This is a genomic window from Porticoccus sp. (assembly GCA_023261185.1).
Taxonomy (GTDB): domain Bacteria; phylum Pseudomonadota; class Gammaproteobacteria; order Pseudomonadales; family Porticoccaceae; genus Porticoccus; species Porticoccus litoralis.
In genome coordinates this window covers 16,451-41,236 of record JALRJN010000047.1, presented here as the reverse complement: position 1 = coordinate 41,236, position 24,786 = coordinate 16,451, and the positions used below count along the sequence as shown (strand labels likewise).

The 24,786-nt window shown below is 54.7% G+C and carries 24 protein-coding genes; 14 read left to right on the top strand and 10 right to left on the bottom strand.

Features of this window, described 5'->3' with window-relative positions; translation table 11 throughout:
- From ACYZYZ_RS04215 to ACYZYZ_RS04195, 5 genes are all read left to right on the top strand, one after another.
- Positions 1-1,094: PHA/PHB synthase family protein (locus ACYZYZ_RS04215; RefSeq protein WP_461483357.1), on the top strand; the 1,094-nt coding region annotated here is incomplete at its 5' end.
- Complete coding sequence (gene phaZ, locus ACYZYZ_RS04210; RefSeq protein WP_461483356.1) at positions 1,081-1,932, top strand: poly(3-hydroxyalkanoate) depolymerase; 852 nt, start codon at positions 1,081-1,083, stop codon at positions 1,930-1,932. The genes ACYZYZ_RS04215 and phaZ, both read left to right, overlap by 14 nt.
- Before the next feature lie 106 nt (positions 1,933-2,038).
- Positions 2,039-2,455, top strand: coding sequence for a MaoC family dehydratase (locus ACYZYZ_RS04205; RefSeq protein WP_461483355.1), 417 nt, complete (start codon positions 2,039-2,041; stop codon positions 2,453-2,455).
- 135 nt (positions 2,456-2,590) lie between these two features.
- On the top strand, positions 2,591-3,928 hold the full coding sequence (aptA, locus tag ACYZYZ_RS04200; protein ID WP_461483354.1) for an omega-aminotransferase AptA: 1,338 nt from the start codon (positions 2,591-2,593) through the stop codon (positions 3,926-3,928).
- A gap of 8 nt (positions 3,929-3,936) precedes the next feature.
- A complete protein-coding gene (locus ACYZYZ_RS04195) occupies positions 3,937-5,448 on the top strand; it encodes a CoA-acylating methylmalonate-semialdehyde dehydrogenase (RefSeq protein ID WP_461483353.1) in 1,512 nt (503 codons plus the stop codon).
- A gap of 27 nt (positions 5,449-5,475) precedes the next feature.
- On the opposite strand, the gene ACYZYZ_RS04190 is transcribed toward ACYZYZ_RS04195, so the two are convergent.
- The 6 genes from ACYZYZ_RS04190 to ACYZYZ_RS04165 form a co-directional block, all read right to left on the bottom strand.
- On the bottom strand, positions 5,476-6,207 hold the full coding sequence (locus ACYZYZ_RS04190) for a YciC family protein (RefSeq protein WP_305170452.1): 732 nt from the start codon (positions 6,205-6,207) through the stop codon (positions 5,476-5,478).
- Between the two features lie 229 nt (positions 6,208-6,436).
- A complete protein-coding gene (locus ACYZYZ_RS04185; protein ID WP_305170453.1) occupies positions 6,437-6,979 on the bottom strand; it encodes a cytochrome b in 543 nt (180 codons plus the stop codon).
- Between the two features lie 38 nt (positions 6,980-7,017).
- Complete coding sequence (locus ACYZYZ_RS04180; protein ID WP_305170455.1) at positions 7,018-7,572, bottom strand: hypothetical protein; 555 nt, start codon at positions 7,570-7,572, stop codon at positions 7,018-7,020.
- Between the two features lie 324 nt (positions 7,573-7,896).
- Positions 7,897-8,382: a hypothetical protein gene (locus ACYZYZ_RS04175; protein WP_305170456.1), complete on the bottom strand. Its 486-nt coding sequence runs from the start codon at positions 8,380-8,382 to the stop codon at positions 7,897-7,899.
- Between the two features lie 143 nt (positions 8,383-8,525).
- Positions 8,526-9,446, bottom strand: coding sequence for a hypothetical protein (locus ACYZYZ_RS04170; protein ID WP_305170458.1), 921 nt, complete (start codon positions 9,444-9,446; stop codon positions 8,526-8,528).
- Between the two features lie 362 nt (positions 9,447-9,808).
- A complete protein-coding gene (locus ACYZYZ_RS04165; RefSeq protein ID WP_305170459.1) occupies positions 9,809-10,846 on the bottom strand; it encodes a GlxA family transcriptional regulator in 1,038 nt (345 codons plus the stop codon).
- Between the two features lie 81 nt (positions 10,847-10,927).
- On the opposite strand from ACYZYZ_RS04165, the gene ACYZYZ_RS04160 reads away from it, so the two are divergent.
- The 5 genes from ACYZYZ_RS04160 (at position 10,928) to ACYZYZ_RS04140 (ending at position 18,057) form a co-directional block, all read left to right on the top strand.
- Positions 10,928-12,826 (top strand): beta-ketoacyl synthase N-terminal-like domain-containing protein, encoded by a 1,899-nt coding sequence (locus ACYZYZ_RS04160; protein WP_461483352.1) that lies wholly within the window; start codon positions 10,928-10,930, stop codon positions 12,824-12,826.
- A 349-nt stretch (positions 12,827-13,175) separates the two neighbouring features.
- Positions 13,176-15,095 carry a biosynthetic arginine decarboxylase gene (gene speA, locus ACYZYZ_RS04155; protein WP_461483351.1) on the top strand — a complete coding sequence of 640 codons (1,920 nt, stop codon included), beginning with the start codon at positions 13,176-13,178 and terminating at the stop codon, positions 15,093-15,095.
- 86 nt (positions 15,096-15,181) lie between these two features.
- The gene (locus ACYZYZ_RS04150) at positions 15,182-16,378 is read left to right on the top strand and encodes a saccharopine dehydrogenase family protein (protein ID WP_461483350.1); all 1,197 of its coding nucleotides are present in this window, start codon (positions 15,182-15,184) and stop codon (positions 16,376-16,378) included.
- Positions 16,379-16,393: 15 nt separating this feature from the next.
- Positions 16,394-17,560, top strand: a complete 1,167-nt coding sequence (gene nspC / locus ACYZYZ_RS04145) for a carboxynorspermidine decarboxylase (RefSeq protein ID WP_461483349.1) — start codon at positions 16,394-16,396, stop codon at positions 17,558-17,560.
- 209 nt (positions 17,561-17,769) lie between these two features.
- Entirely contained in the window at positions 17,770-18,057 is a 288-nt protein-coding gene (locus ACYZYZ_RS04140) for a ferritin-like domain-containing protein (protein WP_305170466.1), read from the top strand.
- A 37-nt stretch (positions 18,058-18,094) separates the two neighbouring features.
- Here the strand turns inward: ACYZYZ_RS04140 and ubiD are convergent, their stop codons facing one another.
- Positions 18,095-19,564: a 4-hydroxy-3-polyprenylbenzoate decarboxylase gene (ubiD, locus tag ACYZYZ_RS04135; protein WP_461483348.1), complete on the bottom strand. Its 1,470-nt coding sequence runs from the start codon at positions 19,562-19,564 to the stop codon at positions 18,095-18,097.
- 50 nt (positions 19,565-19,614) lie between these two features.
- Between ubiD and ACYZYZ_RS04130 the strand changes: the two genes are divergently transcribed.
- Together ACYZYZ_RS04130 and ACYZYZ_RS04125 are read left to right on the top strand one after the other, a co-directional pair.
- A complete protein-coding gene (locus tag ACYZYZ_RS04130; protein ID WP_461483347.1) occupies positions 19,615-20,046 on the top strand; it encodes a DUF2784 domain-containing protein in 432 nt (143 codons plus the stop codon).
- Between the two features lie 2 nt (positions 20,047-20,048).
- Positions 20,049-20,495: an ion channel gene (locus ACYZYZ_RS04125; RefSeq protein WP_461483346.1), complete on the top strand. Its 447-nt coding sequence runs from the start codon at positions 20,049-20,051 to the stop codon at positions 20,493-20,495.
- A 9-nt stretch (positions 20,496-20,504) separates the two neighbouring features.
- Here the strand turns inward: ACYZYZ_RS04125 and purU are convergent, their stop codons facing one another.
- Positions 20,505-21,362, bottom strand: a complete 858-nt coding sequence (purU, locus tag ACYZYZ_RS04120; RefSeq protein ID WP_461483345.1) for a formyltetrahydrofolate deformylase — start codon at positions 21,360-21,362, stop codon at positions 20,505-20,507.
- Positions 21,363-21,475: 113 nt separating this feature from the next.
- Between purU and ACYZYZ_RS04115 the strand changes: the two genes are divergently transcribed.
- On the top strand, positions 21,476-21,934 hold the full coding sequence (locus tag ACYZYZ_RS04115; protein WP_461483344.1) for a DUF4124 domain-containing protein: 459 nt from the start codon (positions 21,476-21,478) through the stop codon (positions 21,932-21,934).
- A 6-nt stretch (positions 21,935-21,940) separates the two neighbouring features.
- Here ACYZYZ_RS04115 and ACYZYZ_RS04110 read toward each other — a convergent pair whose 3' ends face one another.
- Together ACYZYZ_RS04110 and ACYZYZ_RS04105 are read right to left on the bottom strand one after the other, a co-directional pair.
- Positions 21,941-22,477 carry an isochorismatase family protein gene (locus tag ACYZYZ_RS04110; RefSeq protein ID WP_305170476.1) on the bottom strand — a complete coding sequence of 179 codons (537 nt, stop codon included), beginning with the start codon at positions 22,475-22,477 and terminating at the stop codon, positions 21,941-21,943.
- A 3-nt stretch (positions 22,478-22,480) separates the two neighbouring features.
- Positions 22,481-23,092 (bottom strand): TetR/AcrR family transcriptional regulator, encoded by a 612-nt coding sequence (locus ACYZYZ_RS04105; RefSeq protein ID WP_461483343.1) that lies wholly within the window; start codon positions 23,090-23,092, stop codon positions 22,481-22,483.
- Between the two features lie 102 nt (positions 23,093-23,194).
- Here ACYZYZ_RS04105 and ACYZYZ_RS04100 point away from each other — a divergent pair, with 102 nt between their 5' ends.
- Positions 23,195-24,715 carry a 4-hydroxyphenylacetate 3-hydroxylase family protein gene (locus tag ACYZYZ_RS04100; RefSeq protein ID WP_305170480.1) on the top strand — a complete coding sequence of 507 codons (1,521 nt, stop codon included), beginning with the start codon at positions 23,195-23,197 and terminating at the stop codon, positions 24,713-24,715.
- The last annotated feature ends 71 nt before the right edge of the window (positions 24,716-24,786 follow it).

Sequence of the window (24,786 nt, the reverse complement as noted above, 5' to 3'; positions counted from 1 at the left end):
TGTACCGCAATGAGCAGTTGGAGCTCATCCAGTACCGCCCCCGTACATCGAAGGTTTATCGCCGCCCGCTGTTAATTGTCCCGCCGCAGATCAACAAGTTCTACATTTACGACCTGACACCGGAGAAGAGTTTCTTCCGTTTCTGTCTTGAGCAGGGTTTTCAGGTGTTTGTGATCAGCTGGCGCAATCCGGTGGCGGAAAACCGCGATTGGGGGCTGGATGAGTACGTCACTGCCGCCAGTCAGGCCATCGGTGTCATTCTCGACATCACCCGCAGTAAAGACCTCAACGTGGTGGGAGCCTGCGCTGGGGGTATTACTTCTTCGATCCTGTCCTCCTACCTGAAAGAGACAGGACGCAATGTGGTCAACAGTCTGAGTCTGTCGGTGTGCATGTTGAGCATGAAATCAAAGGACACGGAAATGAGCGTGTTCACGTCGCCATCATCACTGCAGGCGGCCCGTATCCGCTCCCGCGAGAAAGGTGTGCTGGAAGGCCCTGAGCTATCCCGTGTGTTCAACTGGATGCGTCCCAACGACCTGGTCTGGAACTATCACGTCAACAATTACCTGATGGGAGAAGCGCCCCCGGCGTTTGATATTCTGTTCTGGAATAGTGATTCCACCAACTTGCCGGCCCAGCTGCACTGTGATTTCCTCGACCTGTTCGAGCATAACCTGCTGGAAGAGGGGGAGATGGAAGTACTCGACACCACCATCAACCTGCGCACGCTGGATTGCGACAAATATGTCACGGCGGGACTGTCCGACCACATCACTCCCTGGAAAGTCTGCTATCAGACGACCCAGTTCGTCGGTGGCAATATCAAATTTGTGCTCAGTTCCAGCGGTCATATCCAGAGTCTGGTGAATCCCCCCGGAAACACCCGGGCAAGGTACTACTGCAATGAAGAGTTGCCCGAATCGCCCGATATTTGGCTGGAGCATGCCGAGCAGCTCGAAGGCTCCTGGTGGACCGACTGGTCAGAGTGGCTAAAAGAGCGCTCCGGAGAACGGAAAACGGCACCGCGCAATCTGGGTAATCGCAATTACCCTACCATGGAGGCTGCCCCGGGCACCTATGTCTACAGCTGAAATGATCCTTGATGAGGTTCAGGATGCACCACATATTGCCAGTGGACTGGAGATCTACTGGCTGACCATCATGGGATTGAATATCCGCGTGGGTATTCGCCGTGGTTTGCGGCAGGGCAAACCTCTGCTGCTGCTCAATGGTATTGGCGCCAGTCTCGAAGTGCTGGAATCCTTTATCAATGCCATGGAAGGGACAGAAATCATTATTTTTGATATGCCCGGAGCCGGGAAATCTGACACCCAGACCTTACCTTGGCTTATGCGTACCTATGCCAAGCTTACGGCAACACTGCTGGATCAGCTCGGTTACACCACCGTGGACGTACTGGGTTTGTCCTGGGGCGGGGCGCTGGCCCAACAGTTTGCCAAGCAATACCCCAATCGCTGCAATAAACTGGTGCTTTGCGCCACCGGTTCCGGGTCCTCCATGTTTCCAGGAAAGCCCGGCACGCTGTTAAGAATGATGAGTCCACGACGCTATCTGGACAAACAGTACATGGCGAAAATTGCCGGGGATCTGTATGGCGGGCGCATGCGATCTGATCCGGCCATGGTGGAAGAACACGCTGGCAAGGTACAGAGCACCAGCAGCCGGGGCTACTATTACCAGGTGCTGGCGTTGGCGACCTGGTCCAGTCTTCACTGGTTGCACCGCATAGCCTCGCCGACACTGATTATTCACGGTACCGATGACCCCATTATTCCCCCGGTCAACGCACGGATTATGGCCAGTCGCATTCCCAATGCGGAGCTGTGGCTGATGGACTGCGGACACCTGTTTATGCTCACCATGGCCGACGTTGTCTCCCCCGAAATTATCAACTTTCTGCGCCGATAGCCGTAGTTGTCACGTTCTTGCCATGATCTCCCGATAAAAATTTCTCCCTGTGCAGGCAATAATTCCCCGTATTTTCTGCTGTTGTTGATTGAACAAGGATTCCCCCATGAATGAATTGCCCAGTGGTCTTTCCAATTGGTACACCATTACTCAGCAGCAAATTGACCAGTTTGCCGATGCCACCTACGACCATCAGTACCTGCATGTGGATAGGGAAAAAGCCGCAGTAGGCCCCTTTGGCAAAACCATTGCCCACGGCTTCCTGTACCTGTCCATGGTTTCCCACATGATGCTGGATGATTTGTTGGCGATCATTGGCGAGGGCACCGTACTGAATTACGGCGTCAACCGCCTGCGTTTCGTGTCGCCGGTGACAGTGGATAGTCGAATCCGCCTCCATTGGCAGGTGACCTCAACGGAAACCCAGGGAGAGGGAACCCGGTATACGGTGGATCTGCTGATGGAAATCGAGGGCAGTGACAAGCCGGCCATGGCTGCTGAATGGTTGCTGTACATACTCTAAGCGGCCACGGTTCTACCCTGAAAAATCCCCTTGACGAACATCGCTGTCAGCACAGATAGTGGTTTCCGCATGGAAAGCCGCCAGCTAGACTAAGGTTATGGCTTTCCTTTTCCCTTTCATTCAGGAACACACGTCATGGACCCGCTAAAGTACCGTGCCGGGGTAACCGACGACCAGTTCAACACCCACTGGATGCCGTTCACCGGTAATAGAGAATTCAAACAGAACCCGCGCATGATCGTGTCGGCGGAAGGTACCTGGTACACCAGTGCCGATGGCCGTCAAATCTACGATGGCTTGTCCGGGTTATGGACCTGCGGGGCGGGCCACTGTCGTACAGAAATTGCCGAGGCTGTCAGTCGCCAGCTCTCTTCGCTGGATTATTCACCCGGCTTCCAGTTTGGCCAGCCGCTCTCTTTCCAGCTTGCCGAGCGCATTACCGAGTTTATGCCCGAAGGCTTGAATCGCGTGTTTTTCACGGACTCCGGATCAGAGAGTGCGGATACAGCCCTGAAGATGGCTCGCGCCTACTGGCGCAAGAAAGGACAGGGAACAAAAACCCGGCTCATCGGCCGCGCCAAGGCCTATCACGGCGTGAATTTTGGTGGCATCAGCGTTGGTGGCATTGTTGGCAACCGCATGCTTTATGGCCAGGGAGTGGAGGCCGATCATCTGCCCCATACCCTGTTGCCGGAAAATGCGTTCAGTCGCGGCATGCCGGAGAACGGCGCACACCTTGCCGATGAACTTTTAAACCTGATTGCCCTGCACGATGCCTCCACCATCGCTGCCGTGATTATCGAGCCCATGGCGGGCTCGGCGGGGGTGTTGCCACCACCGGTGGGTTATCTACAGCGAATTCGTGAAATCTGCGACCAGCACAATATTCTGCTGATCTTTGATGAAGTGATCACCGGCCTCGGTCGCCTCGGAGCGCCCACCGCGGCAGAGTTGTTTGGCGTGGTGCCAGATATCCTTAACCTGGCCAAGCAGCTTACCAATGGCGCAATACCCATGGGTGCTGTGGTAGTGAAACAGGAAATCTATGACACCTTTATGGAGCAGGGCGGCCCCGATTACATGGTGGAATTCCCCCACGGTTACACCTATTCCGGTCACCCGGTGGCCTGTGCCGCGGGGCTGGCGGCCCTGGATATTCTTGAGCGGGAACACCTGTTTGAGCGGGTTAAAACCCTGGCGCCGGTGCTGGAATCGAAAATTCATAGCCTGAAAGGCACGAAACATGTTGTGGATATTCGCAACTTCGGCCTGGCGGCGGGTATCACCATTGAAGCGGTACCGGGCGAACCCCTGAAGCGCCCCTGGCAGATTGGTATGAAATGCTGGGAGAAAGGGTTTTACGTTCGCTTTGGCGGTGACACCGTGCAGTTGGGGCCACAATTTATGGCTACCGAAGCAGAGCTGGATTCACTGGTTAATGCACTGGGTGAAGCTATTAATGAAACCGAGTAAACAGGAACATGACAGCTAAACAGCAGTTAAACATCGAGGAAATTGCCCACTGGATAAATGGCTCGGTGGTGAAGGGCGGCGGTCGCAGTCAGCCGGTCTACAACCCGGCCACAGGTGAGGTCGTCGCAAACGTGTCCTTGGCAGATAGGACTGTGGTCGAACAGGCCATTGCCGCTGCCGAAGCAGCCTTTCCCGCCTGGCGCGATACCCCGCCGGTGAAGCGCGCCCAAGTGATGTTCCGTTTCAAGGCTTTACTTGAGCAGCACAGCGAACGCATCGTCGCCGCCATTACCCAGCAGCACGGTAAGGTGTTGCATGATGCCGCCGGAGAACTCGGGCGCGGTATCGAAGTGGTGGACTACGCCTGCGGTGCACCGCAGTTGCTGAAAGGGGAACACAGCAAGAATGTCGGTGCTGGTATCGACAGCTGGAATGAGCAGCAACCGCTGGGGGTGGTGGCGGGTATCACCCCGTTCAACTTTCCCGCCATGGTGCCCATGTGGATGTTTCCCATGGCTATCGTTTGTGGCAACTGCTTCGTGCTGAAACCCTCCGAGCGCGACCCCGCCCCGGCGCTGATACTGGCAGAACTACTCAAGGAAGCGGGCCTTCCAGATGGTGTTTTTAACGTGGTGAATGGTGACCGCGAGGCGGTGGATACCCTGTTACTTGATGCCCGTGTTCAGGCCATCAGCTTTGTCGGCTCCACCCCGGTGGCAGAAAGCATTTACCGAACGGCTACCGCCAATGGCAAACGTGTGCAGGCCCTGGGTGGTGCAAAAAACCATGCCGTCGTCATGCCGGATGCTGACCTCGACAACGCTGTCAGCGCCCTGATGGGTGCCGCCTACGGTTCCTGTGGAGAGCGCTGCATGGCTATCTCCGTAGCGGTGGCGGTTGGCGATGACGTGGCAGATCAGTTAGTCGCCAAACTGCAAAAACAGCTGGGCGTACTCAAAGTGGGGCCGGGCAGCGATAACAGCAACGACATGGGACCACTGATCACCGCCGAACACCTGGCCCGGGTTCGTAGTTACGTTGACCTTGGTCTGCAAGAGGGTGCCGAACTGGTAGTGGATGGTCGCGGCCTGACTGTCCCTGGTAGTGAAAACGGATTTTTCCTGGGTGGTTGCCTGTTCGACAGAGTGACGCCAGAGATGCGCATTTACCGTGAGGAAATCTTTGGCCCGGTACTGTGCGTGGTGCGAGTGACCAGTCAGGAAGAGGCGATGGAACTGATTGATCGCCACGAATACGGTAACGGCACCTGTATTTTCACCCGCGACGGCGAAGCCGCACGCTATTTCACCGACCGTATTCAGGTGGGGATGGTAGGGGTCAATGTTCCGCTACCGGTACCGGTGGCCAGCCACAGTTTTGGCGGCTGGAAACGCTCCCTGTTCGGCGACCTTTACGCTTATGGCCCCGATGCTGTGCGTTTTTACACCCGCCGCAAAACCATCACCCAGCGCTGGCCTTCCAGCAGCGTGCGGGAAGGTGCCAAGTTTTCATTTCCCTGAACAGCCTTCCGCGCTGCCACTGAAGAGTTATTCGTTCAGTGCGTCACCTTGAGCTGGCACCTCTTCTCCACCTGATGAGGATTGGGCGTCCAGGTGAAGGGTAAATACCCTGAAGCAAAAAATGGTGGTGCAGGCAGAAATAATTGAGGCCAACAGGTTTGAGATAAAGGTATAAACAGTGCCGTTCAGGCCGACTGCTGCCACTAACCTTTCCAGAACAGCGAAAGGAATAATGATGGCCAGCGCAATCACCAGCAGACCGCCGAGAATTTTCCACTGGTATTCGCGGCTTTGCTCCCAGCTGGACTTGAAGGCATCCAGCGGAGCTTCTTCATGCAGTAGACAGTAAAACTCTGCAAAAGCCACGCGGGCAGCGACGATAAGCCCCGGCAAAATCAACAGCATGCATCCGCCCATTATGGCGAGACCCATCAGCAGGTAGAGCACCAGGAGTGGGAGCCAGAATTTCATCGATTGTTTGTAGTATTGGCCTACGTTCTGGTGTTCGTCTTTGATCACTGCGGCGAGAAAGAAAATCAATGCGCCCTGGTAAAGCGGGAAGGCAAAGAGTTCCAGTAACAGGGCGGGCCATAGGATCTGTGCTTCGTCATTGGAATAAAATCCAGCCGCCATACTGATTAGGTTCAGGGGTATCAACAGTGGCAACAACACCGCACAAAGGCCAATAAAATGGGTGGTGAAAAAATACCAGGTGTCCTTTAGAAGGGTAGAGAGGGAGAAGTCAGCGTGCTTGGTCATGTGCAGTCCTTGTCAGTTGTCATCAATTCCGTTACTCATCGCGTGAGTGATATAAGGCGTTTTGAAACGATCAGTACAAATTCTGCATGAATTTACCTCGCTTGCATAACCACAATACTATCGCCGGTAAAGATAAGAGCATGAAGGGCTTTGGCTGAATCCGGCCTAGAGGTAAACCGCACAAAAAAGGGTCCATATGGACCCTTTTTTATGGCTGCCAGAATGGCAGTTACCAACGCATCATCCGCCGCACAATGCCGTCATTGCGGAAGGCGTGGTAAATCGCGCCGCTCACGTGCACAGCAATAATGCCCAGCAATGCCCAGGCCACCCAGATATGAATTTCGCCCCAGAACTCGTTCAGTTCCTCGCTGGGGGCCGCAATGCGCGGGAATTCAATGGTCCACCAGTAAACCGTATCCCAGCGGGTGTGTGCCGATGACAGGTAACCGGTCACGCACACCGCCAGTATCAGCACATAAACGGCCACGTGGGCGGCGATGGCCGTTACGTTCATCCACGGCGTCATATCCGTTGAGTCAGGGGGTGCTGGCCGGTGTCGCAGGCGCACATACAGCAGCATAAAAACAACAATCACCAATGTGATGCCGATATTCTTATGCAGCTGGAAAGGGAACGCGCGGAACTGTAATTCCCGCGAGGGCAGCGGCAGCCCCATCATCCACCAGCTTGAAATAAATAAGAAGAAAATCGAAACAGCCAGCAACCAGTGCAGGGTGACCGCCGTTCTATTAAAGCCTTGTCTTTGCATAGCAGAGTCCGTTTATTATCGTTGTGGCAGTGGGTTGTTTATTGCGCTTCGGCTTCGGTGTGTCGGCCAGCCAACGCCCCGGCCACCAGCATAAGATGCAGAATAAACCACAGCAGAATTCCACCCAGGTAAACATCGCGCAGGGTGGGACCGGTATTCACCACAACAGCAAACTGCAACAGGTCGATGGCTGCCAGGCCGCCGAATACCACCAATGCTGCCTTCGACGCCCAGGGGGTGTAATTCACTAAAGCACCGCCAATGATAATGGAGCCAAACGCCAGCACTGTGCCAATGGCCGACAGGGTGATCTGTGCACTGGGGAACCAGTCCGGTGCCGACAGTGCAATGCCCCTCACATGTTGAATCAGGTACTCACACTCCGCCACGCTGATGCCTTCCTCTTCCAACTCTTCTTCCGGGCAATCGGGCTCTGGCATCACGCCATCTGCAGGCATGTTGTTGGTGATCACCACCTGTTTCATCACCTCGTTGCCATGCACGGCGGTCAGGAATACTCCGAGCATAATGGCCACTACCCCGAGGATACTGGCCCAGTGCGGCATAAAAGTTGTGTTGTTAGGGTTAGGCATGCAACACCTGTCCTTTTTTATAGTTAGTTAAGTTGCGCTTTCCATGGCCAAATCCCACGGCTGACAGGCTTTTCAGCTTTAGATCTGTATATTTAACAGATTAGACAACGCTAACAAGTTAGCACTATCAAAACGAGAAACAAACTGATCCTGACATCACCACTGACCTTTGCTCACCAGATTATCCATGGCAGAAAAAAATAACAAGGCAGCGTTGATACCCTGAATACGCCAAGTGTGAACTTCAGCCTGAAGCTTTCCACTCAAAGCCAGTGGTCGTTGCGATCCAGCGATCGTTCATATGAATATTGATAGCTAAAGCTCTCAGACTTGCTTCGGCAATGGGAAGACCAACTGTTTGACAACATCGTCCATAGAACGATCGCCATTGCCCGCTGCCTCGAGTTCGGCGGCGTCTAGAATCGACTGTTCATGTACGACCATTGAGTTTGCCAGTTGCTGGTATTCTGGAGGCGCCAACTCGGCGATCTGACGGTAGCGTTGCACAAATGGTTTGACGACTGTTGCCAGATGCCCCATTGCAGCCTCCCAATCCATGCCTTCAAAAGTTTGATAGAAATCATTTCCCTGATTACGCGACTCATCAAGCTCAATGAGGTCGAGACCGAGCTGCATAAGAGCCGGCCGGAGGCGAGCCTTGGCTTCGGTCTCGAGTTGAAGCAACGTTCCAAGCTTGTACAGTTGGTCTGCACTACCGTAGTGCTCGAGCATTCGAGAAAACAATACCTCGCCGATCACCTCACCTTGGTACAGCTCCACTAACCCGACCTTGAATTCCTGTAATGACATTTGATGTCTCCCTTCTGGTGTTACACGTCGGCCCACTGGAGCCTGTCACCATTCTTCTGTGGCTGAGGCTCTAACGCCAGCCGTAACCGGCGCATTTGCAGTGAGCGCAGCGAACGAAAAATGCGTCCGAGTTTACGGCATTGTTAGGGGTAATCTGCATCGGGCTTCAACGCCTGTGACACATAATTAATTAGCGAAATAGCTTTCAAACTGTTGATGTTGCTTCCGTAATCTAATGACTCTCCATGCAAAACCATATGCCTATTGAGTAGATTGAAACCCTCTTCTCGTTCATGCTCAGAAGCACTTATTGGTGTGCTGGCAGCCAGCGGGCTTAATAATGCTGCCTTGTATGTGTCTGCCGCTACTTGTTCAACATAAATCGCAGTTCGAGGCTTTTTATGTTTTTTTATGAATAAGTATTGATCTACCACTTCTTTACAAACCCCGTCTGTTTGCGCTAGCAACACAGGGATTGACAAGTAATATTCGCCGTTACGATGTGCTTTGATAGCGGAGCTGATGATATGCGACCTATGGGGAAACTGAGCAGTAATTGTTTTTTCAATTTCATCCAGTTGACTTTCAAAATACTCTACTAGAGCCTCCTCAACCTCCTCAATTTCACCACTGGATATTGCCTTCTTAATTTCCCAAAGACTTGGTAGTGGCATATTAAAATCTAAATACCAACCGTGCTGAGCAAGTAAAAGTAGAGCTTCTTGAATTTTTGGAGGCAACTCTCTAAAAGAGCGCTGCAATTCCTCAAAGGCTGGACTAATAATGCCACTGAGAGATTTTTGGTATTGTTCAATTTGTTTTGTAAAAGGGTTTAAGTCTGGCAACTGATAGTTGGGTAACTTTATACTTTCGAAGGCTTTTTGAAGTTTTCTTTGCTCCTCTAGGAAGGGGTCTATTGGTGATTTGAGAGCTTTTTGCAGTTCAAGAGTTGGGCGCAAGGCTTTTTCTATCGCCTTCTGCGCTTCCATAACTGGCCCTAACTGGCCATGTAATCGATTAGATATTTGCTTCCATTGTTTCAGGAGCTTTTCAAAATCGTCCATCCCGTTTCCTTTCATTGCCTAGAACCCTAATTGACCCCTAACAGTCTGTTAATGAGGCCTTCGGCCTCATAATCATTATTATCGGGGGGCCCTTATAATAAGTTATCGGGGCAATGCCGGGTTTCTCTATCGCAATGATATTAAAAGAATAATTATGTTTCCCCTCGTTTGGGGTCAGGATTATCAGGGCATTTTTCTGCCTGATATTAAAAAAAGACTGGGATGGGGTGAAAACTGTGTTGGGGGAGGTTGAATAGCCCACGATAGCGCTTCCTTTGCGTTCAATGCGTCCTTGTTTGGCGTCTGCACAGTATTCCATTGCAGGTGTTGAGAGGCAATCTCACAACAGACCCAGAATAGGCTCAATGCGCACTAAACAACTTTGCCCTCACTGTCTCCCGGTATTTCATGGGCGAGGTGCCAAATTGGCGATGGAAGATTTTGCTGAACGCCGCCGCATCCTGGTAGCCGCAGTGAACAGCAATTTCCGAGATCGATAAATTCGATTTCTGTAAAAGCTCCCGGGCGTTGTTAAGGCGGGTGCGCTGTAAATATTGCAGCGGGGTTTTGCCAAGGGCGTTTTTAAAGCGCCGGTCGAAGGTGCGCATGCTGAAGCCGAACTGTTTGGCCACGTCGCTGATTTTGATGGGCTTGCTGAAGTTGTCTTCGAACCAGATTTGCGCCTGCACCACCTGTTCGTCCGGGTGATATTCCACGTTGTCCGAAAAATAGCTGGTGGGTTCAAAGGAGCTGCGGATTTCGTGAAAGAAGTTGCGCTCCACCTGGGTGGCAGCGTGGCGACCGTAAAGCCGAGCCACAAGGTGCACCATCAGTTCTGCCATGGCGTTCACGCTGGCGGCGCAATACAGGTTGCCTGCCTGGGTGATGAAGTACTGGCGCTTCAGGTCCACCGCCGGGTAGTCCTTCTGGAACTGGTCGAAGTAATGCCAGTGGGTGGTGGCGGGCTGGTTGTCCAGCAATCCCGCCTCCGCTAGAAAACAGACCCCGGTACCAACGGCGATCATCACTGCGCCCTGTTTTGCCTGCCGTTGCAGCCAGGGTACGTAGGCGCGGTATTTTTTCAGGGCTGGTCGCGGGTTGCGCCACAGGGCGGGCAGACAGACGATATCGCAGTGTTCAATTTCGTCCACGGTAGCAAAGGGCTGAATGGCAAAACCGGAGGGGGAGTCCACCGGTTCCCGGTCGATGGACAGGGTGCAGGCGGCTATGGTTTTTGCCTCGGGGTTAATGGCGCGCTCGGCAGCCTCTGCGGTACGCAGCATTTCTACGGGAAGTGTAGCGCTGGTGCCGAGCAGGTTGTGGTACAGCAGAGTGCAAACCTGTAGAGGTTTTGGTGGATTAATGGGTTTTTTGGCCATAATGGGAAAATATATGGCCATAATGAACAAAAATCAATGACGGATGATTGATAGACTGCGTCAATCAATTGATTCATGCAGTTCTACAGGACCCCGTTTCCTATGCAAGCTTTACCCGTTATTGTCGGTTTTGGTGGCTACAATGCCGCCGGTCGCAGCTCTTCCCACCAGGCGTTTCGCCGCATGGTGCTGGATTCCCTTCCGGCACAAGAGCGTGAAGAAACCATTGCCGCGCTGGCCTGCCTGATGTCGCTAGTGAGCTGGGACGGTGAATGCTACCGGGATGGCGATGGCAATAGCCTCGACCTTGCTGCTGTAGCGGCCAAATATGCCGGACAGGTGCTCGACGGAACCCTGATCCGCCGTCTTGAAACTTCTCTCTATGATCCCGACCAGGTGCTGGCTCACAAACGTGTGAAGGTGCAGCCGGGTGACGATGGCCAGGTCAGTTTCAAGCTGGGTCGCCGCGATATGCCGGGAAAAGTCCCTGGCCACTGGCAGGTAGAACCCGAAAACGGCAGCTTCGAGGTGCGCAGCAAGGATAACGGTGAATTCCTGGTTCCTGTATACGATAGCCAGGCTGCTCAGGCCGCCGGTCAACTGCCTTCCGGTTTTGATCCTGCCGAACAATACAATTCCCGTTTTCATCCCCGTGGTCTGCAAATGGCCCTGCTCGGTGCCAGCGATGCGCTGCATTCCGTAGGCGTGCCCTGGGAAACCATTGCCGCTTCGGTGCACCCGGATGAAATTGGTGTTTACGGTTCCAGCGTGTTCGGTCAGTGTGGCCCCGAGGGTTTTGGTGGCCTGCTGCAAAACCGTCTCAAGGGTGAGCGCACTACCTCCAAGCAGCTGGCGCTGGGTCTGAATACCATGCCAGCAGATTTTGTGAATGCCTATGTGCTGGGCAGTGTTGGCCACACCGAGGCCATCACCGGTGCCTGTGCGTCGTTTCTGTACGTGTTGCAGGCAGCGGTCAAGGATATTCGCAGTGGTCGCCGCCGGGTGGCCATCGTTGGCAATGCCGAGGCCAGCCTGACACCGGAAATTTTCGAAGGCTTCACCAATATGGGTGCTCTGGGTACCGATGAGGGGCTCTGTAAGCTCGACGGCTCCAGTATCCCCAACTGGCGACGTGCCAGTCGCCCCTTTGGTGACAACTGCGGCTTTACCCTGGCGGAGGGCACCCAGTTTGTGGTGCTGATGGACGATGCCCTGGCGATGGAGCTGGGTGCCGATATTCACGGTGCCGTGTCCGATGTGTTTATTAACGCAGATGGCCTGAAAAAATCTATTTCCGCCCCCGGTGCCGGTAACTACGTGTCATTTGCCAAGGCGGTGGCTTCCGCCGTGGCGGCCTTCGGTGAAGAGGTGGTTCGAGAGCACAGTTTTATCCATGCCCACGGTTCCAGCACGCCAGCCAACCGGGTTACCGAGTCGGAAATATTTGATGCGGTGGCAGGGGCGTTTGGCGTATCCGATTGGCCGGTGGCCGCGGTGAAGTCCTATGTGGGCCACACCATTTCTTCCGCCAGCGGCGATCAGATGATGGCGGCGTTGGGCACCTTTAAATACCAGCTGATACCCGGTATCAAAACCATTGATGCCGTCGCCGAGGATGTGCACCAGAAACATCTTAGCTATCCGCTGCAGGATCTGGATACCAGCGAGCGCGGCATGGAGCTGGCCTTTATCAACTCCAAGGGTTTCGGCGGCAACAATGCCACCGCGGTAGTGGTAGCACCCCAGAAAGTTGAAGCCATGCTGGCCCGCCGTTATGGCGATGCCATGGCGCAATACCAGAAACAGCGCGAAAAAACCCGTGAGGCCGCAGCTGACTATGCCGCCAGGGCGGATCGTGGTCAGCTGGATGTCATCTACCGCTTTGGCGAGCCAGTGATTGAGGAAAATGGCATCAAAATTACCCGGCAGGGCATGTCTGTGCCGGGTTATGAGCTCGATGTGGTGTTCGATCAGGCCAATCCCTGGCCGGATATGGCGTAACACCGTCACTCAAAATCGGCTTGTTTGCTGGCCGCTGGCATCAGCGGCCGGGTTCAGCGGGCAATTCAATGTGACCCCGAGAGACTGGCGGGTCGGAATTTCTTTTTTCCTGTTCTAGAATTGTCTTTTCTCGTTCATATTTTTTTGTGAAAGTGGCGCCCCCCTGCGATTTGTCTCAGACTGCAGCGGGTAACAATTTTGCCGTTGTGGCTCGGGTTCGGAGACTGGTTTCTCCGGAGGGTGGTACTGCTCTTCTATCTGTTTTTCTGGGGGTACTTATCATGAACAGGATAATGACGTTTTTTCTGCCACTGCCGCCTGCTGGCGTGGACAACCCGGGGATACAGCATTGAATGCCCCCGAGCAAAAAGGGTGGAGTACAGCTGATTCAGCTATTCTCTACGGCGTCAACGATTGGGGTGCCGGTTATTTCGACCTGAATGACAGGGGCGAAATGTCGGTGCTGATTCCCCGCAAAAAGCGTCCCCTGAGCATATCCCTGATGGATATCGTCGCCGGTCTGGAAGATCGCGGCCATGCCATGCCCGTGCTGCTGCGCATTGAAAACCTGCTGGACGATCGCATCGCCTGCCTCAACGAGAGCTTTGCCGCGGCCATCAAACAGCAGGGCTATCGCGGCGAGTACCGCGGCGTGTTCCCCATCAAGGTGAACCAGCAGTGTCACGTGGTCGAGGAAATTGCCAAATACGGTGGTCAGTATCACCACGGCCTGGAGGCGGGCAGTAAGGCGGAACTGATTATCGCCATGTCCCATCTGCGGGACCGCGAAGCCTGTATTGTCTGTAATGGCTACAAGGATGCGGAATTTATTGAGCTGGGTTTGCACGCGCGCAAACTCGGCCTGAAATGCTTTTTCGTGATCGAGACACCCTCGGAACTCGCCATCATTCTGGAACAGAGCAAGCGACTCGGCATTGAGCCGCTGATCGGTGTGCGCGTGAAACTGGCTGCCAAGGTGGAAGGCCACTGGTTTGAAGACAGCGGTGAACGCTCGCTGTTTGGCCTGACTATTACCCAGCTGATTGAGGTGGTGGACCAGCTGCGCGAAGCGGATATGCTGCATTGCCTGCAATTGATGCACTATCACATCGGTTCACAGATCCCCAATATCCGCAATATTCGCGACGGGGTTCAGGAAGCCTGCCGCTACTTTGTGGATCTGGTGAAGGAGGGTGCGCCCCTCGGTTACCTCGACCTCGGCGGCGGCCTGGCGGTGGATTACACCGGTGCCAACACCAACGAAACCCACAGCAAGAACTACTCTCTGGAAGAGTACTGTGTGGACATCGTCGAGACCATCAGCGAGGCGCTGGACAGTTACGATGTGCCTCACCCGACCATCATTACCGAGTCGGGTCGGGCTACGGTCGCCTATTCGTCCTTGCTGCTGTTCAATATTCTCGATGTCAGCTATTTTAAATCCAACGGCCTGCCTGAGGCTCTGCCCGAGGATTGTGCGGAATCCCTGACCAACCTTTGGGCGACACTCGACCTGCTGGGTGAAGACAATGTTCAGGAGTGCTGCAACGACGCGGCCCACTACCGTGAGGAAATGCGCCGTATGTTCCGTCAGGGGCAGGCAACCTTGCGTGAGCTGGCACTGGCGGAAAATCTCTACCTGGAAATTCTGCAACGGACCCGTCAGCTGTTGCCGAAGTTACGGCGTATTCCTCCGGAACTGCAAAATCTCGACGAGGCACTAGCCGATATTTACTACGGTAATTTCAGTTTGTTCCAGTCGCTGCCGGATTCCTGGGCCATTGACCAGATTTTTCCGATCATGCCCATTCACCGACTGGATGAAGAGCCCAAAAACAAGGCGGTGATCGCCGACCTGACCTGTGATTCCGACGGCAAGCTGGACCTGTTCGCGAATGCTGACGGGGAAACCCGCACGCTGCCCCTGCACGATCTGAAAGAGGGTGAGGAATATTACCTGGGGGTTTTCCTGGTGGGTGCCTACCAGGAAACGTTGGGTGATTTGCACAACCTGTTTGGCGATACTCACGTGGTCAGTGTGCGCATTGATGGTGATGGCGACTTTGAATTTGTGGAAGAAATCCAGGGCGACACTATCGGTGACGTACTCAGCTACGTAGAGTACAGCCCCAAGGAGCTGTACGAGCAGTTTCGGGTGGGCGCTGAGGCGGCGGTCAAGTCCGGTAAAATCAGTGTCACGGAACGTCGTAAGATGTTGCAGACGTTCAGTAATAGCCTGAACGGTTACACTTATTTCGAGCGAGATTAAAAGGGTGTTTTTTCGTGATGGCTTACGTGCACTCACAAAAAATTCATCATTTTTAAATTAATCCTTAGTTATTGAAGGAATCAGTTATGGCAAAAGTACTGATTATTGGTGCCGGCGGTGTCGGTGGCGTGGTAACCCACAAGTGTGCACAACTTCCCGAGGTGTTTGAGGAGATCGTGCTGGCCAGTCGCACCGAGGAAAAGTGCCGACATATCGCCGCACAACTGGATCGTCCCATTGAGACTGCCCAGGTGGATGCCGATAACGTGCCGGAGCTGGTGGCGCTGATTAATCGCGTCAAGCCGGACCTGGTGATCAACGTGGCGCTGCCCTACCAGGATCTGACCATTATGGACGCTTGCCTGGAAGCGGGCGTCAATTACCTGGATACCGCCAATTACGAGCCGCTGGATACCGCCAAGTTCGAGTACAGCTGGCAGTGGGCCTACCAGGACAAATTCAAGAATGCTGGTCTGATGGCGCTGCTGGGTTCCGGTTTCGATCCTGGTGCCACCAACGTGTTCACGGCATACATCGCTAAGCACTACTTCGATGAAATCCATACCCTGGACATCATCGACGTTAACGGCGGCGACCACGGTTACCCGTTTGCCACCAACTTCAACCCGGAAATCAATATCCGCGAAGTGACCGCCGAGTGCCGTCACTGGGAAAACGGTGAGTTTGTTACCACCCCAGCGATGTCCACCAAGCAGTCCTTCACCTGCCCGGACGGAGTGGGTACTTACAACATCTACCGCATGTACCACGAAGAGCTGGAGTCGCTGGTGAAAAATTTCCCCAGCCTGAAACGCGCCCAGTTTTGGATGAGCTTCGGCGAAAGCTACCTGAAGCACCTGGAAGTGCTGGGCAATGTGGGCATGACCGGCATCGAACCGGTGGAATTCAATGGCCAGCAGATTGTGCCGATTCAGTTCCTGAAGCGCCTGCTGCCTGACCCGGCCAGCCTCGGTCCGCGCACCAAGGGCAAAACCTGTATCGGTTGCGTGGTAACGGGCGTGAAAGACGGCAAACCGAAAACTGTTTACCTGTACAACATCTGCGATCACCAGGCATGTTATGCCGAGGTTCAGTCCCAGGCGATTTCCTACACCACCGGCGTGCCGGCCATGATCGGCGCCAAGATGATGCTGGAAGGCAAGTGGCAACAGGCTGGTGTCTGGAACATGGAGCAGATGGACCCCGATCCGTTCATGGAAGACATGAACAAATACGGTCTGCCCTGGGCAGTAATCGAAGAACCCGGTTTCGACCTGGTCTGATTCGGAAAGAACCCATTGGCTAACAATCCCTTTGACGGCTTTGATGCCCGCCGCGTGCCTTCGCCCTGTTTTGTGGTGGACGAGGCCGCGGTGGAACGCAACCTGCAAATTCTTCACCGTGTGCAGGAAGAGAGTGGCGCCAAAGTGCTGGCGGCGCTAAAGGCATTTTCCATGTGGAGCCTGGCACCGTTGGTGTCGAAATACCTGTCTGGCACCTGTGCCAGTGGTCTGCATGAGGCGCGTCTGGGGTATGAGGAGTATGGCGGTGAAGTGCATGTGTTCTCCGCGGCCTACACTGAACACGACCTGGCGGAAATCCTCAAGATCGCTGACCACGTGGTATTCAACTCCTTTGGCCAGTGGCAGCGCTTTCAGCCGCTGTTGCAGCAGGCGAAACAGGAAAGACCCCATTTAAAGTATGGTCTGCGGATTAACCCCCGCCACTCCGAGGGCGAGGTCGCCATTTACGACCCCTGTGCGCCCTGTTCGCGGCTGGGTATCCCTCTGTCGCAATTCGAGGGTGAGTCACTTGAGGGCATCAGCGGCCTGCATTTCCATACCCTCTGCGAACAGGATGTGGAGCCGTTGAAGCGCACGCTGGCAGCTGTTGAGGCGCAATTCGGCGACTTGCTGCATACCATGGAATGGGTCAATTTCGGCGGCGGCCACCACATTACCCGACCGGATTACCAGGTGGATGAGTTAATCGAGCTGGTGAAAACCTTTAGTGCCAAATACAACGTGCAGGTATTCCTGGAGCCCGGAGAGGCGGTTGCTATTCATACCGGCGTGCTGGTCACCGAGGTGCTCGACCTGACCTGGAACGATATGGATCTGGCGATTCTCGATACGTCTGCCACCTGTCATATGCCGGACACCCTGGAAATGCCCTATCGACCCCATGTGCTGGGGGCGGGTCAGCACGGAGAAAAGGCCCATACTTACCGTCTCGGTGGCATGACTTGCCTGGCGGGAGATGTTATTGACGATTACAGCTTTGACCAGCCCTTACAGGTGGGCCAGCGGCTAGTGTTTGACGACATGAGCCACTACACCATGGTGAAAACCAGTACCTTCAACGGCATTAATCTGCCCGCCATCGCCATCTGGAATTCCGAAACTGATGAATTGCGTGTGGTAAAGCAGTTCGGCTATGAAGATTTCAAACAACGGCTGAGCTAAGCTCGCTTGCACAGGCATTCAAAACAGCCCGGCGGGAAACCGTCGGGCTGTTTTTTTGGTGTGAGATTGTCAGAGGTGGCGGGCTTTCATCGGAGTTCTGATCAGGGCCATAGCCAGAATCAATAGGCCACGTTATTGCAATATGCGTCGCCGATGGCTACTTTTGAAGAACGTTATCAGTATCAAATATTGGATAAAGGAGTTCGAGTATGGCTAACGAAGGTTACCATGAGCCCATTGATGAATTGAGTAATGAAACCCGGGATATGCACCGGGCCATTACCTCGCTGATGGAAGAGCTGGAGGCGGTGGACTGGTACAACCAGCGGGTTGATGCTTGCAAGGACCCTGAGCTGAAGGCCATCCTGGCGCACAACCGCGACGAGGAAAAGGAACATGCGGCCATGGTGCTGGAGTGGATTCGACGCCGTGATCCTGCCTTTGACCATGAGCTGAAGGATTTTCTGTTTACCGACAAGCCCATCACCCACGGATAGGTATTTCTCACCGGGAAGGGGATCGCTTACCAGTCTGTCAGCTGTCGATCCCCAGTGAGTCCCAAATCTCGTCTATTCTCGCTTTGACCTGTGAGCCCATGGTGATGGGTTTGCCCCATTCACGGTTGGTTTCGCCGGGCATTTTGTTGGTGGCATCGAAACCGATCTTGGAGCCGAGTCCGGATACCGGGGAGGCAAAATCCAGGTAGTCGATGGGGGTGTTGTCGATGATCACCGTGTCCCGCCGCGGGTCCATTCGCGTGGTCATGGCCCAGATCACATCATTCCAGTCACGGGCGTTGACATCATCGTCGGTGACCACCACAAACTTGGTGTACATAAACTGGCGCAGGAACGACCACACGCCCATCATCACCCGCTTGGCATGACCGGGGTACTGCTTCTTCATGGTGACCACTGCCATGCGGTAGGAGCAGCCCTCCGGCGGTAGGTAAAAGTCGACAATTTCCGGAAACTGCTTGCGCAGGATTGGCACGAAAACTTCATTCAGTGCCACGCCGAGAATGGCTGGCTCGTCCGGCGGCCTGCCGGTATAGGTGCTGTGGTAGATGGGGTTGGTGCGGTGGGTGATCCGCTCCACGGTAAAAACCGGGAAACGCTCCACTTCGTTGTAGTAACCGGTATGGTCGCCAAACGGGCCCTCGTCGGCCATCTCGCCAGGGTATAAATGGCCTTCCAGAATAAACTCGGCGCTGGAGGGCACCTGCAAGTTGCTCCCCAAGCACTGGACCACTTCCGTGCGCTCACCGCGCAGCAATCCCGCAAAGGCATATTCGGACAGGCTGTCCGGCACGGGCGTGACCGCACCGAGGATGGTGGCCGGGTCGGCCCCCAATGCGACGGCTACCGGGAACGGTTCTCCAGGGTGCTGCTGTTGCCAGTCGCGGAAATCCAGGGCGCCGCCTCGGTGGGACAACCAGCGCATAATCAGTTTGTTTTTGCCGATCACCTGCTGCCGGTAGATGCCCAGATTCTGGCGCTCTTTTTCCGGTCCGCGGGTAATCACCAGCGGCCAGGTCACCAGTGGACCCGCGTCTTCGGGCCAGCAGGTCTGGATTGGTAGTTTGCCCAGATCCACGTCATCCCCCTCAATAACCACTTGTTGGCAGGGAGCTTTCTTTACCAGCTTGGCGGGCATGTTGAGAATAGGTTTGAATTGGTGACGTTTTTCCCAAAGGTCTTTCATCCCCTTGGGCGGATCGGGTTCCTTGAGGAAGGCCAGTAATTCACCCACTTCCCTCAGCGCTGAAATGTTTTCCTGCCCCATTCCCATGGCCACCCGTTCGGGGGTGCCGAACAGGTTGCCGAGCACAGGGATGTCAAAACCTTTGGGGTTTTCGAACAGCAGCGCCGGGCCGCCCGCGCGTAGGGTGCGGTCACAGATTTCTGTCATTTCCAGGTGGGGATCGATCTCGGTGCTGATGCGTTTCAGCTCGCCGCGTTGTTCCAGAAAATCGATAAATTCCCGCAGGTCGGAATGCTTCATAGGGTCGCTCTTTTGCTCGGTGTGCCAAGTGTTACGGCATCGGCCAGCGAATGCAACAAGTGCGGGCGGGCGCTGTGTTGGCAGATGCAAATGGATGGTATTGGAGTTACATTAACGCCATGGTTTATCCCGCCCTGATTCTGATCATCGCCCTGATTCATTTCGGCTTTGTGCTGTTTGTGATTGCCGGTGGTCTGCTGGCATTTTACTGGCCGTCGCTGATCTGGGGTCATTTTCTCTGCGCCGTTTACGGTGTTTCCATCATGCTGATTGGTTGGCGCTGCCCGCTGACTGAACTGGAGGTATGGTTGCGGCAGCAGAAGGGGGAATCCATCGTTGCTGGGGAATGGGAGTTTTTGCGCCACTACATCTGGTCGCATTTGGGGCTGGATGGTAATGAGTGGTTTATTACGGCAGCCCTGCTGTTGGCACTTTTGCTGTTTAATTTCCAAGCCTATCAGGCTGTGGCGTTCTGGAGTTAGTTGTGGAAGGGTTGGGTAAAATTTTCCTGTTTAACTCTGCTGTGGTTGGCATTGCCGTGCTGATTCACTACGAGGCATTGTACCGGCTGGCCCTGTTGCTGCCGAAGCTGGGTATAGCGCCGCGCTTTCGGGTATTGTGTGGCATCTGCGGGGCATTTCTCGCCCACGTGGCGGAAATCTGGCTATTTGCCTTTGCCTATTACCTTTTGCTGCAGATTGGGGGATCCGGTTCCCTGGGTGGCAATTTTGACGGATCGATTCTCGACTGCAGCTATTTCTCTTTCAGCAACTACACCTCACTTGGCTACGGGGATATTGAGCCATTCGGGCACATTCGATTCCTGGCCGGATTGGAGGCCCTCACAGGGCTGATTCTGATCGGCTGGACAGCCTCTTTCATGTATATCGAGATGCAGAAATTCTGGGTGGCTGGAAAAGGTAGGCGCTAGCGCAGCCGTCTATTCAAAGACAATCGTCTTGTTGCCGTGCAGTAGTACCCTGTCTTCCAAATGATAGCGCAGGCCCTTGGCCAGCACGGTCTTCTCTACATCTTTACCCTTGCGAACCAGATCGGGAATGCTGTCGTGGTGGCTGATGCGCACAACATCTTGTTCAATGATCGGGCCGGCATCCAGATCGCTGGTGACATAGTGACAGGTGGCGCCGATCAATTTAACACCGCGTTCTGCCGCCTGATGATAGGGCTTGGCGCCGACAAAGGCGGGCAGGAAGCTGTGGTGGATGTTGATGATTTGACCCGGATACCGGGCACACAATGCCGGGGGCAGAATCTGCATGTAGCGGGCCAGCACAATTACATCGGCCTGGCTCTGTTCGATCAGCGCTTCCACCACGCCGAAATGCTGTGCCTTGTTGTCCGGGTCAACCGGCGTGTGGTGGTAGGGAATGTTGTGCCAGTTGACGTAACTGCGCAGGTCGTCGTGGTTGGAGATGACGCAGGGAATATCAAACTGCATTTCCATGCTGCGCCAGCGATACAGCAGGTCCGACAGGCAGTGGGCCTGTTTGCTGGCCATCAACACAACGCGTTTTGGGGTGCCGGTATCGGTCAGTCGCCATTGCATCTGATACTGCTCGGCCAGCGGGGCAAAGCGTGCGCAGAGTTCCTCGGCATCGTAAGGGAGCGAGTCCGCGGCAATCACCTGTCGCATGAAGAACCAGTTGCTCTCGGGATCGCAGTAATAGTTGGCCTCGGTGAGCAATCCGCCCTCCTGTGCCAGAAAGGTACTGACGGCAGCCACCAGACCAACGCGGTCAGGGCAGGAAATGATCAGGCGATAACTTTGCGCACTCATGGTTTGAGGGTGTCCGATAACGTGTCCATTCTTGAATATGACGGGTTGCCGTAGGCGACCCGGACTGGGATTATACTGTGGTTTTGATATCAAGTTTGACAAAGGGAATTGAGATGATAATCAGGCCTTGGATCGGGATTTTTCTGGCGATGGTTTTTCTGGGGTTTTCATCGGCTCAGGGGGAAATCTATTCCTGGAAAGATGCCAGTGGCCGTACGCACTTCAGTGATCAGAAGCCGGAAGATGTTTCCGCGCAATCCCTGGAGTTGAAGATCAACACCATTAACGCGCCCTCGGTATCCGATAGTGACTTTCTCGATGCGAGAGAGCGAGGCAAGGTGGTGATGTACAGCGCCGTGTGGTGTGGTGTTTGCAAGAAAGCGCGGCGCTACTTCCAGCAGGAAGGTATTGCCTTTAACGAATACGATATCGAGACTTCCCGTAAGGGGCGCCGGGATTATGAGGCGCTCAATGGTCGAGGCGTACCCATTATTCTGGTGGGCAGCAAGCGGATGGACGGGTTCAGCACAAAACGTTTCATGTCTCTTTGTGAGGGGAACAAGTCGCGCTGACAGCAGTTACTTGATCAGCCGTAACACATCCCGGAACCGGGGATGATCGGCACTGCCCAACCACTCGAATAGCACCATTTCCGTGGAGACGATTTCCACGCCGTTAGCCGCCATGCGCCGCAGAGCGGCATCGCGGTTTTCCGCTGTGCGTGAGCCAATGGCATCGCTGGTGACGAACACCTGTTTTCCCGCTTCCACCAGCCCGAAGACAGTTTGTAGTACACAGACGTGTGCTTCACAGCCTGTCACGATCAGTTGTTTGGCCGTCGGTATCGCCATATCAGCCCCAAGGGCGCGGCAGGCGTCGAACGTCATTTTTACAAGGACCGGTTCATCTGACTGTAGGTCAAGGCGTTCATCGGTGCGACCTAAACCCTTGGCATTGTGTTCCGTGAATAGGCGGGGAATATCCAACAATCGGGATGCTTGCAGCAGCCTCTGAGTGTTCCGGATCACGGTATCAGCATTGTGGATCACCGGCATCAGACGGCTTTGAATATCCACAACCATAAGGGCGCAGTGGCGTGGATCGATAAGTTGCATGTGCTATCCCAGAGCAGCCTGGTTGGCCAGAGCAGTTGCGTAATCCTGCATCATGACCTCGGCGTTAGCACTGAATATGCGGATGCGGCCAGTGTGGGCAAGTAGGAGCAGTCCTGTGGCATGGGCAAACAGGCTGGCGGTAATTTCCCGGGCGTTACTTTCAGAGGCTCCCAGGGCCAGGGCGGCATTGGTAATGGGGAGCAGACTGTCATGCAGCTGCTTATTGAGCTCGAGATTGCGCTCCTTTCCCAGGCCTGTAGGTTTCATGCCACCGCGAAACAGGTAGAAACCCAGGTCAAGATCCCCCGGGTTATCGCGGTAGTAATGGAAAAAAGCCATGGCGGCGCTTTTCAGCCGTTCTGCGGGGTTGGCCTCGCGGGCGATCGCTTCTTCTGTGGCGCTGCACAAGGCATTCAGGGATTGGGATAATAACTCTGCATAAACAGCTTCCTTTGAGTCGAAGTGGAAATATAGCGCGGCCGGTGTGTATCCGGCAGCCTTGGCAATGGCTCTCAGGCTGGCTCCTTCAAGACCCTCCTGCTCAAAAACCAGACGTGCGGCGTTGAGGATAATATCCCGTTTCAGATCTTTGGTAGCAGGGCGTCGTTTATTCAAAATCATTCCTGGCCATGGAGTATGGCGACTAGGTTGGGGGCTTGAACAAAAATTCTAACAGCGTTAGATTGTTCGTCAATTATTATTTCAGGGCGTTTCATCATGTTGATGGATAGTGCGGAATACCGGGAATCATTAAGGCGATATCAACCCAGGGTGTTCCTCAACGGCCAGCGCGTGGCCAGTGTCGCCGACGAACCTCTGTTGGCGCCGGGAGTGGCCGCCGTTGGGGTGACCTACGATTTCGCCCACAAACTCCAATATGCGGAGCTGATGACGGCGACCCAGAAAACCTCCGGGAAGCTGGTCAACCGCATGTTGCATATCAGCGAGGACAGCAATGACCTGCTCAACAAGCTGGAGGCAGTAAGACTGGTGTGTGCGGAATCCGGTTGTGCCCAGCGCTACCTGTCTCACGATGCCCTGAATGCTCTCTTCCAGTCGACCTGGCAGACAGATGAGCTTCATGGAACCGACTACCATCAGCGATTTTTGAATTATTTGCACGATGTTCAGGATCAGGACCTGACCTTGGGTGTTGCCATGACGGATGCCAAGGGAGATCGCTCCCTCCGTCCGGGTCAGCAGGCCAACGCGGATGTGTATGTGCACATCAAAGAGCGTCGTGCAGATGGCATTGTGATCAGTGGCACTAAGGCGATTGTCACTGGTGCGCCCTACATGCACGAATTTCTGGTCATGCCCTGCCGCACCCACCGCACTGAGGATGCTGATTATGCTGTGGCCTGTGCGGTTCCGATCGATGCCACGGGGGTGACGATTGTTGCCCGTCCCGCTGGACGGCCCGGAGAGAGTGCGGCCAAGTTCTCCGCCAAATACGGACAGTCCACCGGCGTGGTGATTTTTGAAGATGTGTTTGTTCCCCATGACCGGGTGTTTTTGGCCGGGGAGTGCGAGGAGGGCGGGTTTCTGACCACCAGCTACGCCACACATCATCGGCATTCCTGTATCGGTGCTCGGGCAGGATTTGGTGACCTGCTGATCGGTGCCGGTGCGATGGTCACCGAGGCCAATGGGCTCGACCCCGATCGCCACGGCCATATCCGCGACGCAATGGTGGACCTGATTACCATCACAGAGGGTTTTTATGCTTGTGGCGTGGCTGCATCCGTTTATTGCCAGGAAGATCCAGCAGGCGTGGTTATGCCTGATGCCGTCTTTAGCAATATCGGCAAGTTGCTGCTGGCCAATAAGATCTATGACATGCACCGCCTGGCCCACTACGTATCGGGTGGCATGATTGTCGCGCTACCGGGTCCCGACGAGGATCACAACCCGGAGACAGCCGCGTCCCTGGCAGCGGTACTGGGTGGGCGTCAGGATATTCCTGCGGATAAGCGCCTGGAAGTGGCGCGCTTTATCGAGGATCTGACCGCTTCTCACCAAGGCGGTTGGTACTCGGTGATCTCACTGCACGGGGGCGGTTCACCGGAGGCGATGAAGCGGGAGATCTGGCGCAACTATCCCACCTACGAGAAGCGGGAGTTGGTTGAGCGCCTGTTGGACCGGGGCGTGTTCGATGAAGGAAAACGCACCTCCCGGCAGCCGGGTCGATGCTGTGCCCGGGGTTGCCAGGCGCCGGAGAGCATGGCAAAGCCTTGATCCATAGAGGCCCGGATTGCAGCCCCGGCGGTTCTGCGGCATAGTACGCCGCAGTTAAACGGAGCCGGAAA

Coding starts and splice junctions, on each gene's coding strand:
- phaZ (WP_461483356.1), top strand. CDS start 1,081: ATGTCTACAGCTGAAATGATCCTTGATGAGGTTCAGGATGCACCACAT.
- ACYZYZ_RS04205 (WP_461483355.1), top strand. CDS start 2,039: ATGAATGAATTGCCCAGTGGTCTTTCCAATTGGTACACCATTACTCAG.
- aptA (WP_461483354.1), top strand. CDS start 2,591: ATGGACCCGCTAAAGTACCGTGCCGGGGTAACCGACGACCAGTTCAAC.
- ACYZYZ_RS04195 (WP_461483353.1), top strand. CDS start 3,937: ATGACAGCTAAACAGCAGTTAAACATCGAGGAAATTGCCCACTGGATA.
- ACYZYZ_RS04190 (WP_305170452.1), bottom strand. CDS start 6,207: ATGACCAAGCACGCTGACTTCTCCCTCTCTACCCTTCTAAAGGACACC.
- ACYZYZ_RS04185 (WP_305170453.1), bottom strand. CDS start 6,979: ATGCAAAGACAAGGCTTTAATAGAACGGCGGTCACCCTGCACTGGTTG.
- ACYZYZ_RS04180 (WP_305170455.1), bottom strand. CDS start 7,572: ATGCCTAACCCTAACAACACAACTTTTATGCCGCACTGGGCCAGTATC.
- ACYZYZ_RS04175 (WP_305170456.1), bottom strand. CDS start 8,382: ATGTCATTACAGGAATTCAAGGTCGGGTTAGTGGAGCTGTACCAAGGT.
- ACYZYZ_RS04170 (WP_305170458.1), bottom strand. CDS start 9,446: ATGGACGATTTTGAAAAGCTCCTGAAACAATGGAAGCAAATATCTAAT.
- ACYZYZ_RS04165 (WP_305170459.1), bottom strand. CDS start 10,846: ATGGCCATATATTTTCCCATTATGGCCAAAAAACCCATTAATCCACCA.
- ACYZYZ_RS04160 (WP_461483352.1), top strand. CDS start 10,928: ATGCAAGCTTTACCCGTTATTGTCGGTTTTGGTGGCTACAATGCCGCC.
- ACYZYZ_RS04150 (WP_461483350.1), top strand. CDS start 15,182: ATGGCAAAAGTACTGATTATTGGTGCCGGCGGTGTCGGTGGCGTGGTA.
- ACYZYZ_RS04140 (WP_305170466.1), top strand. CDS start 17,770: ATGGCTAACGAAGGTTACCATGAGCCCATTGATGAATTGAGTAATGAA.
- ubiD (WP_461483348.1), bottom strand. CDS start 19,564: ATGAAGCATTCCGACCTGCGGGAATTTATCGATTTTCTGGAACAACGC.
- ACYZYZ_RS04130 (WP_461483347.1), top strand. CDS start 19,615: ATGCAACAAGTGCGGGCGGGCGCTGTGTTGGCAGATGCAAATGGATGG.
- purU (WP_461483345.1), bottom strand. CDS start 21,362: ATGAGTGCGCAAAGTTATCGCCTGATCATTTCCTGCCCTGACCGCGTT.
- ACYZYZ_RS04115 (WP_461483344.1), top strand. CDS start 21,476: ATGATAATCAGGCCTTGGATCGGGATTTTTCTGGCGATGGTTTTTCTG.
- ACYZYZ_RS04110 (WP_305170476.1), bottom strand. CDS start 22,477: ATGCAACTTATCGATCCACGCCACTGCGCCCTTATGGTTGTGGATATT.
- ACYZYZ_RS04100 (WP_305170480.1), top strand. CDS start 23,195: ATGTTGATGGATAGTGCGGAATACCGGGAATCATTAAGGCGATATCAA.